The organism is Pseudomonas sp. GW821-FHT02C04 (assembly GCF_059421845.1).
Genome location: NZ_JBWKVT010000004.1, coordinates 435,591 through 449,601, shown reverse-complemented (window position 1 = coordinate 449,601; position 14,011 = coordinate 435,591). Strand labels below are relative to the sequence as shown.

Here is a 14,011-nt window from a genome sequence, read left to right as displayed (position 1 = left end):
AATCAGTAGCCGTTGGAGCCATAATCGACGGTGAACCGGAAATCGGTGACACGCTCCACGCCCGTTTCGATCCGCCCATCCGGCAGCAACCGCAACCAGCGATACCCTGGCGCCTGTTCGCCGACCTTGAAGTCGACACTGCCCGGCTCGAACTGAATGCAAGTCGACGGCGAGGCGATCAGTCGCACGCCGTTGCGATCGCGGTCGATCTCCTGATGCACATGTCCCCACAGCACGGCGCGGGCCTGCGGGAAACGGTCGAGCACGTCGAAAAACGCTTCGGGATTGCGCAAGCCGATCGGCTCCATCCAGGCACAACCGATCGACACCGGGTGATGGTGGAAACACACCAGATGATGCCGATCCGGCGCCTCGCTCAGCGAACGGGCCAGCAATTGCAGTTGTTCATCCTGCAGATAACCCGGCACCGAACCCGGCACCGCCGAATCGAGCAAGGTCACGCGCCAGTTGCCGACATCCACCACCGGCTCCAGCAAGGCACTCTGCACCGCGGCCATTTGCATGATCTGCGGTTCGTCGTGGTTGCCGGGGATCCAGCGCGCAGGTGCGTCGATCTGCGCCGTCATCTGACGAAATTGCTGGTAGGACTCCAGCGTGCCGTCCTGGGACAGATCACCGCTGGCAACGATCAAGTCGATCTGCGGCTGCTGCTCGAGCACCAGTTCGATGACTTTTTGCAGGCTCTCGCGAGTCTTCATGCCCAGCAGCGCACCGTCCGCCTCGGCGAACAAATGACTGTCGGACAGTTGCACCAGCAACGCCGCATCGGCGGTGGTCAGAGTCGATACGCTCGGCAAGGCGTTCTCCCAAGGCTGGATCGCCGGGTCGGAAAGGTTCGCAATTATGCTGGGGGAAAGCCCCGGGAAGAAACCGCCGAACCGGACGCAGTTCACAACTTGCCGCTGTTAACAGCTATCGACGCTATCGAACGGCGGCGTACTCGTGACCGCAGGCCAGGCAATGACTCAGCCATTCTCCGAGGAAGAGATTGAGCTGGGCCTTTTCGTCCGGCTGATGCATGGCCGCGTTGGGGTAAGGATAGATGCCGCGAAAGCGTCGTGCATGTTCGGCGCTGATCACTTCGGCCATGCGCGCGTCGTGATAGACCTGCACTTCCAGTTGCGGCACCGGCAGCCACGGCAGGCTGTGTTCCTGACGCACTTGCAGGGTCGTGGTGTAGGGGCAGGCCTGCAACACTTCGATGGCCAGCACGCCGAGCATCTGGTCGCCCTGGGTCACGGCGATGCGCCGCGCTTCAGGTTCGCGGCGCATGTCCGGCAACAGTCGCATCAGGCGCGCGTAGTTGGCCTCGCAGGCGGCTTGCAGGCCCACGAGGTCGACACGATAGCGATCGCGCAGTTTGTTTACGACCATAGCCCCCTCACTTCGGCGCGATTGAGCGCCAGCCACTGCAAGGCGATGATGCTCGCCGCATTGGCAATCCGTCCGTCGCGTACGGCCTGCAAGGCATCTTCGAAGGCCCAGACCGTGACGCGGATATCTTCTGCCTCTTCCTCCAGCCCGTGCAGGCCGCCAACGCCTTCGGTGCTGCAACGCCCCAGATACAAATGCACGAACTCGTTGCTGCCCCCCGGCGACGGGAAATATTGCATCATCGGCCACAGGGCCTTGATGTCCAGTCCAGCTTCCTCCTGCGCTTCGCGGCGAGCAACTTCTTCCGGCACTTCTTCCTTGTCGATCAGACCGGCGACCAGCTCTACCAGCCAGGGATTGGTGGTCTTGCCCATGGCGCCGACGCGAAACTGCTCGATCAGCACCACTTCATCGCGCTGCGGATCGTAGGGCAGCAGGCACACGGCGTCGTGTCGCACGAACACTTCACGATTGATCTCACGGCTCATGCCACCGGCGAACAGTTCGTGGCGCAATTGCACGCGATCGAGCTTGTAGAAGCCCTTGTAGCATTGCTCGCGTCGCACGATGTCGATGGCGGACGGAATGGCTTTGGCGAAATCGGTCATGAGCATCCTCGTTTACTGCAAATCCAATACGAGGTTCATTTCAGTTACCTGCAACCTCGACTTCGCGCCATCCTAACGCGCCCGTGACGTTTGATGCAGCCCCTTTACCGTCACCGGGATGGACGGTGGAGGCGAAACCCACTCTAATTAGCTTAGTGGCGAACTGACCGCTTCGTTGAGAGTCGAAGCGGTAACTTTTTGCCTTCCCCTGTTTCAGAAAGGACGCCCATGTCGCTTTTCAAAATTGCCTCCGTGGCCGCCATCGCCCTGACCCTGGGCGCTTGCGCCAGCCTGTTCCAGCCCAACTACCGCACGCCGCTGGAAACCACCCGCGATGCCTCGGAAACACTGAAACCCGGTTGCGCCAACCCTGATTGCCCGCTGGTGAACATCGACACCCTGCACTTCCCGGCAGAGCCTGCACTGGATGGCATCGTCGAAAAACGCCTGCTGCAATTCACCCGCACATCGCCGGATGCTCCGGTTGCACCGACCCTGGCCGCCTACCGCGAGCAGTTCCTGCGCACTGCAGGCCCACGCAACAGCAGCTATTTGCAGGCGAAAGTACGCGAGCAGCATGACGGTCTGGTGATTGTCGAGGTGTCGAGCTACCTGGACACCGACGGCGCCCATGGCACACCGGGTCGCGGTTTCATCAACTATTCGCGCCAGCAGCACAAGGTGCTGAGCCTGTCGGACATGTTGGTGCCGGGTCAGGAAGAAGCGTTCTGGAAGGCTGCGCAAGTCGCGCATAACAGCTGGCTGATCAGCACCAAGCTCGATCAGGAACCGGAATATGTGAAGAACTGGCCATTCGTCAAAACCCCGCACGTGGCGCTGACCTATGGCGGCGTGATCCTCAAGTACGACGTGACCACCATCGCGCCTTATGCGCTGGGCCACGTCGAACTGAAGATCCCTTACCCGCGCCTGAACGGCATCATCAAGCCCGAGCTGTTTCCCGGCCGTAACTGAAGGCCCGGCCCAGCACCAGCTGCAACAGCCCTGCCAGGACCAGCGCCGGCAGGGTTGCGCCGACATCCGGATACAGATTGGCCAGCAAGTGATAAGTGCTGATGCCACCCAGCCAGGCCAACAGCGCCGGCCAGCGCAACGCGGCCGAAGCCACCTGGCCACTGCGCTTGCGCAGGATGAAGTGATCCACCAGCACCACGCCGAACAGCGGCGCGAACACCGAGCCGATCAGCAGCAGGAAATTCTGGTATTGCGCCAATGGCGCGAGCAAGGCGATCAGGGTGCAGATCACACCGATGGCCAGCGCCAGATGCTCGACTTTCAGGCGCAACAGAATCCCGCTGGAAACCGCTGCCGAGTGAATGTCGGCGAAGGCGTTTTCCGACTCGTCCAATAGAATCAGCAACAGTGGAATCCCCAGACCGGCACCGGCCAGCGCCAGCAGCAACGCGTTGACTTCACCGCTCGGCGCAAAGGCCAGGGTGTAAGCGACGCCCAGGCTCATCAGCCAGAAGTTGCCGATGAAGAAACCGATCGCCGTACCACCGAACACGTTCTTGGCCTTCTTACCGAAACGCGAGTAGTCGGCAATCAGCGGCAGCCATGACAGCGGCATCGCGATGGCAATGTCGAAGCCCACGGCGAACGGCATCGAACCATCCCCGGCCTGTGCCCACAGAGTGCCCAGATCGGCCTTGGCGAACAGGTTCCAGGTCAGCCAGATGCACGCGGCCAGAATCAGCCAGATGCCCCATTTACGCAGGATCTTGCGCACGAATGTCAGCGGACCGCTGACGGCGAGCAAGGTCGCCAGTGCACCGAAGCACAACGTCCACAACATCGGGCTGGCCCACAGCGAGCCTTCGCTGAACGCACGGGTGCCGAGCAGACTGGCAGCGTCGCGCATGACGATGATTTCGAACGAACCCCAACCGATCAGTTGCAGCAGGTTGAGCAGCGCCGGCAGGCTTGCGCCTCTGCTGCCGAGGCTGAGCTTCAGCGCGGCCATCGACGACAGGCCGGTATCGCTGCCGATCACGCCAACGGCGGCCAGCAGCAGGACGCCGACCAGGGTGCCGAGGAAAATCGCCAGCAGCGATCCCGACAGGCCCAGCCCCGGCGCCAGCAACGCACCGGTCTGCAATACCATCAGGCCGATGCCGAGGGAGAACCACAGGGAAAACAGATCGCGACCGCCGAATACACGCTTGTCAGCGGGCACGGCGAGGTCGGGGGAATAAGTACCGGGTTGAATGCTCAAGGGTGTTATCTCAAAGGGACATTTGTTGTTTTTTTGATCGCCATATGATCGTTCCCATGCTCTGCGTGGGAATGCCTCTAGGGACGCTCCGCGTCCAGTGACGCGGAGCGTCACGGGCTGCGTTCCCACGCGGAGCGTAGGAACCATCGGCGCGGGTGGTTCGGCGCAGAGTGCGGGAACGATCAGTGCGGGATCAAACTTTTTTGTACAGCTGACTGCCTTCCTTCTTGAACCGCTCGGCCTGTTCCGCCAGGCCTTGGGCGACGTCCACGTCGACCGCGTCGATCCGCTGGTTGGCCGCGTATTCGCGGACTTCCTGAGTGATCTTCATCGAGCAGAATTTCGGCCCGCACATCGAACAGAAATGCGCGACCTTCGCCGAGTCCTTCGGCAGGGTTTCATCGTGATACGAACGGGCGGTGTCCGGGTCCAGACCAAGGTTGAACTGGTCTTCCCAACGGAATTCGAACCGCGCCTTGCTCAAGGCGTTGTCGCGGATCTGCGCGCCCGGATGCCCCTTGGCCAGGTCCGCTGCGTGGGCGGCGATCTTGTAGGTGATGATCCCGGTCTTCACGTCATCCTTGTTCGGCAGCCCCAGGTGTTCCTTCGGCGTCACGTAGCACAGCATCGCGCAACCGAACCAGCCGATCATCGCCGCACCGATACCCGAGGTGATGTGGTCGTAGCCCGGTGCGATGTCGGTGGTCAGCGGGCCGAGGGTGTAGAATGGCGCCTCGTCGCAGCACTCCAGCTGCTTGTCCATGTTCTCTTTGATCAACTGCATCGGCACGTGGCCCGGGCCTTCGATCATGCATTGCACGTCGTGCTTCCAGGCGATCTTGGTCAGCTCGCCGAGGGTCTCCAGTTCGCCGAATTGCGCTTCGTCGTTGGCGTCGGCAATCGAGCCCGGACGCAGGCCGTCGCCCAGCGAGAAGCTGACGTCGTAGGCCTTCATGATTTCGCAGATTTCGTCGAAGTGGGTGTAGAGGAAGTTCTCTTTGTGGTGCGCCAGGCACCACTTGGCCATGATCGAACCGCCACGGGAAACGATGCCGGTCACGCGCTTGGCGGTCAGCGGCACGTAGCGCAACAGCACGCCGGCGTGGATGGTGAAGTAATCGACGCCCTGCTCCGCCTGCTCGATCAGCGTGTCGCGGAACAGCTCCCAGGTCAGGTCTTCGGCGACGCCGTTAACTTTTTCCAGTGCCTGATAAATCGGCACGGTGCCGATCGGAACCGGCGAGTTACGGATGATCCACTCGCGGGTTTCGTGAATGTGTTTGCCGGTGGACAAGTCCATGACGGTGTCCGACCCCCAGCGAATGCCCCAGGTCAGTTTCGCCACTTCTTCTTCGATGGACGAACCCAGCGCGCTGTTGCCGATGTTGCCGTTGATCTTCACCAGGAAGTTACGGCCGATGATCATCGGTTCCAGTTCGACGTGGTTGATGTTGGCCGGGATGATCGCGCGGCCACGGGCGATTTCTTCGCGCACGAACTCGGGGGTGATTTCTTTCGGGATGCTCGCGCCGAAGCTGTGGCCGGCGTGTTGCTGGTTCAGCAGGCCGGCAGCGCGGGCCTCTTGCAGCTTCATGTTTTCGCGGATGGCGACGTATTCCATCTCGGCGGTGATGATGCCTTTACGGGCGTAATGCATCTGGCTGACGTTGGCCCCGGCCTTGGCGCGGCGCGGGTTGTTGACGTGGGCGAAACGCAGCTTGGTCAGTTCGGCGTCGGCAAGGCGTTGCTGGCCGAAGTTCGAGCTCAGGCCTGGCAGGCGCTCGGTGTCGCCACGGTCGTCGATCCACGCCGAACGCACATCGCCCAGACCTTTGCGTACGTCGATCACCACGTTCGGATCGGTGTACGGGCCAGAGGTGTCGTAGACGGTGACCGGCGCGTTGATTTCGCCGCCGAAGTCGGTCGGGGTCACATCGAGGGTGATTTCGCGCATCGGCACGCGGATGTCCGGGCGAGAGCCCTGAACGTAGACTTTTTGCGAACGGGTGAACGGTTGAACCGACTGTTCATCGACCTTGGCCGAGTCACTCAGGTTGATCGCGTTTTTAGATTTTGTAGTCATCACGGGCTCTCCAGACAGCATCCAGGCAGTGGATTGTCGGAGCAGAACCTGAAAGGCACGGACGCACCAGGACTGGTGCTGTGCATCGTCGTCGAGCGTTCGATTGTCGAACAATTTCCCGGACGAAGCACAAGAGGACTCGCCGGGTGACGAGAAATCTTGTTCCCTACGCAGGCGCTAACCTGATCAGGTTCAACGGGATCCGAAATTATTCGATCTCAGCCTCATAGCAAGGCACCCCGACAAGAACCCGGCCAGTCTAGACACAACCGGCAAAGAACGCCAACACCGTGGCAAACACCATGATGAATGGCGCAATTGCGGCGGCCGACAGGATTGTGAGCGCCTCAATGCACAACTACACTCGCCTTGCCCTGCTGCGCCTTGGCGCCAAGCCTTGACGATGCAGTGCCCGCGCCCTACCTTTGGCGCCCGGATTATTTCCATAATATTCATGCTAGGGATCGCCTCATGCTGCGCAAACTCTCACTGGCTGTTGCCGTGTCTTGTGCGTCCAACGCAATGGTCTGGGCAGCAGAAGCGCCCTTGTCGACCAGGACCGATCTGGTCAGCGTCTATCAGGAAGCGGTCGACAACAACGCCGATCTGGCCGCCGCCCGCGCCCAGTACGGTGCCCAGAAAGAAGTCGTGCCTCAGGCCCGCGCCGGGCTGCTGCCGAACCTCTCCGGCGGCGCCGAAACCGCCAACGTGCGCACCTCGATCGACCAGCCCTCGGCCATCGCCAACCGCAGCGCGCACTCCTATCAGGCGACACTGGCCCAGCCGCTGTTCCGCGCCGATCGCTGGTTCCAGTACCAGGCCGCGAAGGACGTCAACGAGCAGGCCGCGCTGCAACTCTCGGCCACCGAGCAGAATCTGATCCTGCAATCGGCCGAAGACTACTTCAACGTACTGCGCAGCCAGGACAACCTGGCCTCGACCAAGGCCGAAGAAGCGGCATTCAAGCGCCAGCTCGACCAGTCCAACGAGCGCTTCGACGTGGGCCTGTCGGACAAGACCGACGTGCTGCAATCGCAAGCCAGTTACGACACCGCCCGCGCCAACCGGATCGTTGCCCAGCGTCAGGTCGATGATGCATTCGAAGCACTGATCACCCTGACCAACCGCCAGTACAACTCGATCCAGGGCATCGTCCACACCCTGCCGATCCTGCCGCCGGCGCCGAACGACGCCAAGGCCTGGGTCGACACCGCCGCCAAGCAGAACCTCAATCTGCTGGCCAGCAACTTTGCGGTGAGCTCCGCCGAGCAAACCCTGAAGCAACGCAAGGCCGGCCACTTGCCGACCCTCGACGCCGTGGCCAAGTACGAAAAAGGCGACAACGACGCCCTCGGGTTCGCCAACCCGAATGCCTTCGGTACGCCATACAGTGGCAACGTCGAGCAGAGCACCGTGGGCCTGCAACTGAACATCCCGATCTACAGCGGCGGGCTGACCAGCTCCCAGGTGCGCCAGTCCTATGCGCAACTGGATCAGAGCGAGCAGCAGCGCGAAAGCCTGCGCCGGCAGATCGTGGAAAACACCCGCAACCTGCACCGCGCGGTGAACACCGACGTCGAGCAGGTGCAGGCGCGCCGCCAGTCGATCATCTCCAACCAGAGCGCGGTGGAAGCCACGGAAATCGGCTATCAGGTGGGGACGCGCAACATCGTCGACGTGCTCGACGCCCAGCGTCAGCTCTACACCTCGGTGCGCAACTACAACAACACCCGTTACGACTACATTCTCGACAACCTGCGCCTGAAGCAGGCGGCGGGGACGTTGAACCCGGGTGACCTGCAGGACCTGACCCGTTATCTGAAGGCCGACTACAACCCGGACAAGGATTTCCTGCCGCCGGATCTGGCCAAGGCTGCGGAAGCACAGCTCAAGGCCCGGCCTTAAACAAAAAACGCAGCCCTGAGGCTGCGTTTTTTTATGGGCGGTCGATCAACCTTCCCAGGCCATCGAGCAATCGCTGCAACGCGCCCTGATTGCGGCGCATCACGCTCAATCCGGCTTCGGCCATGCGCTGTGCATCGCGCGGCAACTCGAACAGCCGCTGCACTTCTGTCGCCAGACCTTCGGCGTCATCCACTTCGGCCAACGCCCCGGCGCTGCGCAGTTGCGCGGCGATGTCGAGGAAGTTGAACAGGTGCGGGCCGCTGATCACCGGTTTCGCCAGGGCCGCCGGTTCCAGCAGGTTATGTCCGCCGTTGGGCACCAGGCTGCCGCCGACAAACGCGCTATCGGCCAGGGCGTAGAGAAACAGCAACTCGCCCATGGTGTCGCCGAGCAGCACCGACGTTGTGGCGTCGACGTTGACGCCGGTCGAACGACGCACCGTGGCGAAACCTTCGCGCTGGCACAGTTCGAACACCGAGTTGAAGCGCTCCGGATGGCGCGGCACCAGAATCAGCAGCGCATCAGGGTGATTGGCCAGCAAACGGCGATGGGCATTCAGCACCACCTCGTCTTCGCCTTCATGGGTGCTGGCTGCGATCCACACCGGACGCTCCTGCGCCTGCCATTGGCCGCGCAGTTCAGCGGCGCGTTGCAACAGCTGCGGGTCGATGGTCAGGTCGAACTTGATCGAGCCGGTGACTTCGACTGTCTCAGGGCGTGCGCCCAAATCACGGAAACGCTGCGCTTCAGCTTCGGTCTGCACGGCGAACAGGCTCATTTCGGCGAGCATCGGCGCGGTCAGTTTGCTGAACCGGCCATAGCCTTTGGCCGAACGCTCGGACAATCGACCGTTAGCCAGTGCCACCGGAATCCCGCGTTTGGCGCATTGATGAATGTGGTTGGGCCAGAGTTCGGTCTCCATGATCACCGCCAGTTTCGGCTGCACACGATCGAGAAAACGCGCCGCCGCGCACGGCAAATCGTAAGGCAGGTAGCAGTGCTGGATGCGCGGTTCGTCGGCGAACATCGCATGGATGCGCTCCGACCCGGTCGGCGTCATGCAGGTCACGGTGATCGGCAGCTGTGGATAACGTTGCAGCAGCGCGCGGATCATCGGTGCGGCCGCGATGCTTTCGCCCACCGACACCGCGTGGACCCAGATGCCGCCGGGTTGCAACGTCGGCATCCCGTAGGAGAAACGTTCGCCAATCCGTTTGGCATACGCCGGCGCCTTGCGCGAACGCAGCCACAGCCGAATCGCCACCAATGGCAGCCCCAGGTAAAACAGCGCGGTGTAGAGAGTTCTATTCATGGCGGCGGAGTTTATCGGCTTTTGCCGCCGATCGCCCGCAGGTGTATGGCAAATCGCTCCGCCAGCCAGCGCGCCGCCGGCCCGAGCGGTTCATCACGGCGCCAGACCAGCTCCACCACCAGCGCCGGCGGCGTCCATTCGCTGTCCAGTTCCACCATCAGGCCCTGATACGCCGAATACTGCACCACGTGGCGCGGCAGCCAGGCCCAGCCAAGGTCGCGCACCAGCCATTCGGCCATCACGTAGAAACTGTCGGCGCGCCACACCTGTGGGCTGGCCGGTTCACTGCCGGGGTAGACGCTGGTCTGGGTCGACATCAACAGCTGCCGATGCTGGGCAAGCTGCTGACAGTTGACCCGGGATTGCGCCGCCAGCGGATGATTGACGCCACACACCGTGACCATTTCCACGCTGCCCAGCACCCGACGCTCCAATGCCTCGGGGATTTCATCGTGATAGAACAACAGCCCGAGATCGGCCCGGCGCTCCACCAGTTTGCGCGAAACCTCGCCCTGGGCGGCGCTGGTCAGTTGCACCTCCAGGCTCGGAAACTGCTCGGCCAGTGCGCCGAAGCTTTCCACCAGTGCCTGATACGGCATTGCCTCATCCTGGGCGACGCGCAATTGCGCCTCCTGGCCGCGCAACATGGCCATGGCCCGGCCGTTCAGGCGCTCGCATTGACGCAGGACTTCCCGCGCCTCTTCGAGCAAGGCTTCACCCGCTTCGGTAAGACTCGGCTGGCGACCGCTGCTACGCTCGAACAGACTGACACCAAGGTCGTCCTCCAGCATCGCGATCGCGCTGCTGATCGCCGACTGCGCCTTGCGCTGTTGGCGCGCCACGGCGGAGAACGAACGCTGTTCGGCGACCGCGACGAACACGCGTAACTGATCCAGATTCCACTGCATGCTCATCGGCCAACCCATCTCGTAAACAGATAGGTAATGACTTTACCCCATCTGGGGAGTCACTAGAATGCCGCCTCAGAAAGCAACGCTTCACACGAGGATTTGAACATGAACGCTTACGTCTACCTGGCCATCGCCATTTGCGCCGAAGTGATCGCAACCGTTTCGATGAAAGCCGTCAAAGGTTTCAGCACGCCTTTGCCACTGGTGCTGGTCATCGTCGGCTACGGCATCGCGTTCTGGATGCTGACGCTGGTAGTGCGCAGCGTGCCGGTGGGCGTGGCCTACGCGGTGTGGGCTGGTATGGGCATCGTGATGGTCAGCATCGCCGCGCTGTTCATCTACGGGCAGAAGCTGGATATCCCGGCGATGCTCGGGATGGGCTTGATCGTGCTCGGCGTGGTGGTGATCCAGCTGTTCTCGAAAACCGCCGGCCACTGATAAGCCGATCCAGATTCCTGTGGGAGCCAGCGTGCTCCCACAATGGCGGGTGCCTTCCCTCTGTTGATCAGCAACAAATCCCCTTTTCCCCGAGTCTGTATACTGCGCCCTCGTCTTGAACACTGAGGTCGTTGCATGCCATCTCCAATTTCCACCGACGTGCTGATTGTCGGCGCGGGTGTCGCCGGCCTCTGGCTGAACGCGCGCCTGCGCCGCCAGGGTTTTTCGACCGTGCTGGTGGAAAGCGCCAGCCTCGGCGGCGGGCAGAGCGTGAAGTCCCAGGGCATCATCCACGGCGGCGCCAAGTACGCGCTGCACGGTGCGCTGACCGGCGCCTCGGAAGCCATCGCCGACATGCCGCGCCGCTGGCGTGAAGCCCTGGCCGGCGACGGCGAACTGGACCTGAGCGGCGTGCGCCTGCTGTCCGAAGCCCATTACCTGTGGTCGCCGGGCACCCTGGCCGGCAACCTCACCAGTTTCTTCGCCAGTAAAGCGGTGCGTGGCCGGGTCGATCAGGTCAAGGGCGATCAATTGCCACCGGCCCTGCAAGACAAGCGCTTCAAGGGCAAGGTCTACCGCCTCGCCGAACTGGTGGTCGATGTGCCGAGCGTGATCCAGCGCCTGGCCGACCTGGCGGGCGACGGTCTGCTCGCCGGTCAGAACATCGAGCCGTTGCTGGAAAGCGGCGTGCTGGTTGGCTTGAAAGTTGATGGCCGAGAGATTCGTGCCCAGCGCATTGTCATCAGTGCCGGTGCCGGCACCGCAGCGCTGCTGGAAACCCTCGGCCTGACTCATCCGGCCATGCAACGCCGGCCGCTGCACATGATCATCGCCAAGGGCCCGGGCCTGAAGCCGCTGTACGCTCACTGCCTCGGTGGCGGCACCAAGCCGCGCATTACCGTGACGACCCATCCGGCAGCAAATGGTCAGTGGGTCTGGTACATGGGCGGCGACATTGCCGAATCCGAAGGCGTGGCCCGTGAGCCGGCCGAGCAGATCGCCACTGCGCAAAAGGAAATCGCACAGTTGTTGCCGTGGATCGATCTCAGCACCACGCAGTGGGCAACCCTGCGCGTCGACCGCGCCGAACCGCTGCAAACCGGCCTGACCCGCCCTGACAACGCCTTCCTCGCAGAAGAAGGTCGCCTGCTGGTCGGCTGGCCAACCAAACTCGCCCTGGCACCGGACTTCGCCGACCGAGTGATCGCGTCCCTGGCACGCGATGGCATCCAGCCGAGCCACCCGGCTCCGCTGCCCGAGCTGCCAAAACCACCGATGGGCGTTCCGGCCTGGGAGCAACTGCTGCCATGAGCCTGCCGACCCTCCACGATCTGCATCGCCCGTTGGGCAGCACCGGCCTGAAGGTTTCGCCACTGGGCCTGGGCACCGTCAAACTCGGCCGCGACCAGGGCGTGAAATACCCCAACGGCTTTCAGATCCCCGACGACGACGCCGCGCGGATGCTGCTCAAACAGGCGCGAGAGCTGGGCATCAACCTGATCGACACCGCACCGGCCTATGGCCGCAGCGAAGAGCGCCTCGGCCCGCTGTTGCGCGGCGAGCGCGAGGATTGGGTGATCGTCAGCAAGGTCGGCGAAGAATTTGTCGATGGCCAGTCGACTCACGACTTCAGCGCCGCTCACACGCAGATGTCGGTGGAGCGCAGCCTGCAACGTCTGGAAACCGATTTCATCGACCTGGTGCTGGTGCACTCCGACGGCAATGACCTGGCGATTCTCAATGACAGCGAAGTCTATGCAACCCTCGCGGCGCTGAAGGCCGAGGGCAAGATTCGCGGCTTCGGCTTTTCCGGAAAAACCGTCGACGGTGGCCTGAAAGCACTGGAGCAAGGCGATTGCGCGATGGTCACCTACAATCTGAACGAGCAAAACGAGAAGGCAGTCATTGACTATGCTGCTGCCCACGGCAAAGCCATTCTGGTGAAGAAGGCGCTGGCCAGCGGTCACGTGTGCCTGAGTCCCGGCGTGGACCCGGTGCGCGCCAGCTTCGAGTTGCTGTTCGCCCAGCCCGGTGTGGCCAGCGCCATTGTCGGGACGATCAATCCGCTGCACCTCGCCCATAACGTTGCGACCGTTGCCCAGGTCCTTCGTGGTCAATGACGCCGCTTCGCGGCCTTAAGCAGGAGCCGACATGCCGCGTACGCTCATCAGAAAGAACCCGAGCAACTTCAAGACGCTGCCGCTGTTCGTCGAAGCGACGCCCGAAGGCCTGACCTACCAGAGCGTCGGCATGCCGCTGAACTTCGCTCAGACCCTGCAACGGCGCAAACCGGTCAGCGTGGCGGATGCCGAGCGATTTGCGCTGGAGCTGGCCAACCTCGGCGTCTCGGTGCGCCTGACCCTGCACTGGCAGAATCGCGATTACTGGGTGCTGGTGCGCCAGCGGCGGCAGGATCGCGGCGACGTCGTGCTCAAGCTGATTTCCGGCTACGTACCGGCCCATGAACTGAATATCCCGCTGCACACGGCGATCCAGGAGATTGCCGAAGAATGCCTGCTGGAAACCCCGGAAGGCTGGCTCGGCGGGCGTTTCAACGACACCTGGCTGCCGGCGCCGTATGCGTCGGCGCTGCATTATCGCGAGGCCCTGCCCTTTCGCCTGACGCCGCTGTCCGGTTCGGCTCGGCCGGTGCGCTGCGCCAATCTGCAATTGCTCGAACGGCCACAGGCCTACGTGCACTTGCCGACCGCGTCACTGCAATTGATCTACGACCTGCGGCTCGACGTGCCCAAGGAAGCCAAGAGCCTGAGCCTGTTCCATGTCGATGAACGGCTGGAAGGCGACCAACTGGTCGCCCGGCTCGACCGCAAACGCCCCGATCTGTACTTGATGCCACTGCAGGACGGCGAACCGCTCCCTGAGTTGTATACGCTGAAGAAAGGTCAGCTGTACCCGGCAGGCACTCGCGGTCTGTATCTGGCCGAGAGTTTCTCCAGACAGGACGGCTGGCTGGTGCGCGAGGAGCGGATTCGCTGGAAGGACTGGCTGCGGCAGCAAGGTTTGACGCCGCCGCCCAAGGACACGGGGCTGGCGCGATTGCGCGGCAAGGCGAAACAACTGCTGAAGAAGATTGTGCCGCGCAAGAAAGTGAATTCCTGAACG

13 protein-coding genes and 1 riboswitch are annotated in these 14,011 nt (G+C 62.5%); of the genes, 6 read left to right on the top strand and 7 right to left on the bottom strand.

Annotation, left to right across the window (positions count from 1 at the left end; translation table 11 throughout):
- Positions 1-2: 2 nt before the first annotated feature.
- From cpdA to AC07VV_RS17665, 3 genes are all read right to left on the bottom strand, one after another.
- Positions 3-818, bottom strand: coding sequence for a 3',5'-cyclic-AMP phosphodiesterase (cpdA, locus tag AC07VV_RS17675; RefSeq protein WP_495036958.1), 816 nt, complete (start codon positions 816-818; stop codon positions 3-5).
- A gap of 124 nt (positions 819-942) precedes the next feature.
- Positions 943-1,395 (bottom strand): DUF1249 domain-containing protein, encoded by a 453-nt coding sequence (locus AC07VV_RS17670; protein ID WP_096819841.1) that lies wholly within the window; start codon positions 1,393-1,395, stop codon positions 943-945.
- Positions 1,386-2,003 carry an NUDIX domain-containing protein gene (locus AC07VV_RS17665; protein ID WP_495036957.1) on the bottom strand — a complete coding sequence of 206 codons (618 nt, stop codon included), beginning with the start codon at positions 2,001-2,003 and terminating at the stop codon, positions 1,386-1,388. The genes AC07VV_RS17670 and AC07VV_RS17665 overlap by 10 nt, the downstream gene beginning before the upstream one ends.
- A 228-nt stretch (positions 2,004-2,231) precedes the next feature.
- Here AC07VV_RS17665 and AC07VV_RS17660 point away from each other — a divergent pair, with 228 nt between their 5' ends.
- Positions 2,232-2,978, top strand: a complete 747-nt coding sequence (locus tag AC07VV_RS17660; protein WP_495036956.1) for an RsiV family protein — start codon at positions 2,232-2,234, stop codon at positions 2,976-2,978.
- Here AC07VV_RS17660 and cytX read toward each other — a convergent pair.
- Together cytX and thiC are read right to left on the bottom strand one after the other, a co-directional pair.
- A complete protein-coding gene (gene cytX, locus AC07VV_RS17655; protein WP_495036955.1) occupies positions 2,947-4,239 on the bottom strand; it encodes a putative hydroxymethylpyrimidine transporter CytX in 1,293 nt (430 codons plus the stop codon). The two genes, AC07VV_RS17660 and cytX, sit on opposite strands and share 32 nt — an antisense overlap.
- A gap of 193 nt (positions 4,240-4,432) precedes the next feature.
- On the bottom strand, positions 4,433-6,322 hold the full coding sequence (gene thiC, locus AC07VV_RS17650; RefSeq protein ID WP_085685256.1) for a phosphomethylpyrimidine synthase ThiC: 1,890 nt from the start codon (positions 6,320-6,322) through the stop codon (positions 4,433-4,435).
- A 146-nt stretch (positions 6,323-6,468) separates the two neighbouring features.
- Positions 6,469-6,574: riboswitch (TPP riboswitch) on the bottom strand.
- 219 nt (positions 6,575-6,793) lie between these two features.
- Here thiC and AC07VV_RS17645 point away from each other — a divergent pair.
- The gene (locus AC07VV_RS17645) at positions 6,794-8,227 is read left to right on the top strand and encodes a TolC family outer membrane protein (RefSeq protein WP_495036954.1); all 1,434 of its coding nucleotides are present in this window, start codon (positions 6,794-6,796) and stop codon (positions 8,225-8,227) included.
- A 31-nt stretch (positions 8,228-8,258) separates the two neighbouring features.
- Here the strand turns inward: AC07VV_RS17645 and waaA are convergent, their stop codons facing one another.
- Complete coding sequence (gene waaA, locus AC07VV_RS17640; RefSeq protein WP_096819847.1) at positions 8,259-9,539, bottom strand: lipid IV(A) 3-deoxy-D-manno-octulosonic acid transferase; 1,281 nt, start codon at positions 9,537-9,539, stop codon at positions 8,259-8,261.
- A gap of 11 nt (positions 9,540-9,550) precedes the next feature.
- Positions 9,551-10,453, bottom strand: coding sequence for a LysR family transcriptional regulator (locus AC07VV_RS17635; RefSeq protein WP_096819848.1), 903 nt, complete (start codon positions 10,451-10,453; stop codon positions 9,551-9,553).
- Positions 10,454-10,555: 102 nt separating this feature from the next.
- Between AC07VV_RS17635 and AC07VV_RS17630 the strand changes: the two genes are divergently transcribed.
- From AC07VV_RS17630 to AC07VV_RS17615, 4 genes are all read left to right on the top strand, one after another.
- Positions 10,556-10,888 (top strand): DMT family transporter, encoded by a 333-nt coding sequence (locus AC07VV_RS17630; RefSeq protein ID WP_096819849.1) that lies wholly within the window; start codon positions 10,556-10,558, stop codon positions 10,886-10,888.
- Between the two features lie 135 nt (positions 10,889-11,023).
- On the top strand, positions 11,024-12,199 hold the full coding sequence (locus tag AC07VV_RS17625) for an NAD(P)/FAD-dependent oxidoreductase (protein WP_495036953.1): 1,176 nt from the start codon (positions 11,024-11,026) through the stop codon (positions 12,197-12,199).
- On the top strand, positions 12,196-13,008 hold the full coding sequence (locus AC07VV_RS17620; protein ID WP_495036952.1) for an aldo/keto reductase: 813 nt from the start codon (positions 12,196-12,198) through the stop codon (positions 13,006-13,008). The genes AC07VV_RS17625 and AC07VV_RS17620 overlap by 4 nt, the downstream gene beginning before the upstream one ends.
- 31 nt (positions 13,009-13,039) lie before the next feature.
- Positions 13,040-14,008, top strand: coding sequence for a metal ABC transporter ATPase (locus AC07VV_RS17615; RefSeq protein WP_495036951.1), 969 nt, complete (start codon positions 13,040-13,042; stop codon positions 14,006-14,008).
- Positions 14,009-14,011: the final 3 nt, after the last annotated feature.